This is a genomic window from Mesorhizobium sp. M2E.F.Ca.ET.209.01.1.1 (assembly GCF_004010375.2).
In the GTDB taxonomy this organism is placed as follows: domain Bacteria; phylum Pseudomonadota; class Alphaproteobacteria; order Rhizobiales; family Rhizobiaceae; genus Mesorhizobium.
In genome coordinates this window covers 1-451 of sequence record NZ_SADP02000181.1, presented here as the reverse complement: position 1 = coordinate 451, position 451 = coordinate 1, and the positions used below count along the sequence as shown (strand labels likewise).

The following is a 451-nucleotide window of genomic DNA, read 5'->3' as shown; positions in this document are numbered from 1 at the left end:
CGCCACCAAAACCGGCCGCAACGGTGGCGGCGACCCCTATTTCACCGATGGCAGGGCGATCGTCGGCGTGCTGAAGCAGTTGCGGTGATCACAGGTCAGGCCGTGGCGATGACGATCTTGCCGAACGGCCCCTTCTCCAGATGCTCGAAGGCCCGCGGCACCTCGTCGAAACCAAAGACCTTGTCGATGACCGGCTTCAGCCGGTGCGTGGCGACAGCGGCAAGCATCGCCTCCAGCCCGCTGCGGCTGCCGACGAAGAGGCGGCCGATGGTGACCAGGCTGCGCTGATAGATGGCGCCCGGGATCTCGACAGACTTGCCGTTCTTGTCCTGTACGGTGAGCAGCACGATGCGTCCGTAAAGCGCGCTGGCGATCAGCGACTGCGCGAAAGTCACCGGGCCGCCGGTTTCGACGACGAGGTCGATGCTGCCGGTCGCTGCGCGCAGCTCCA

1 protein-coding gene and 1 pseudogene are annotated in these 451 nt (G+C 65.9%); one reads left to right on the top strand and one right to left on the bottom strand.

The genetic code is table 11. The features are described 5' to 3' along the window. Window positions 1–88: pseudogene (locus EN852_RS42770) on the top strand (LssY C-terminal domain-containing protein); the annotation flags it as partial. A 7-nt stretch (window positions 89–95) separates the two neighbouring features. Here the strand turns inward: EN852_RS42770 and EN852_RS35195 are convergent. Then, window positions 96–451: zinc-binding dehydrogenase (locus EN852_RS35195; protein ID WP_145994143.1), on the bottom strand; the 356-nt coding region annotated here is incomplete at its 5' end.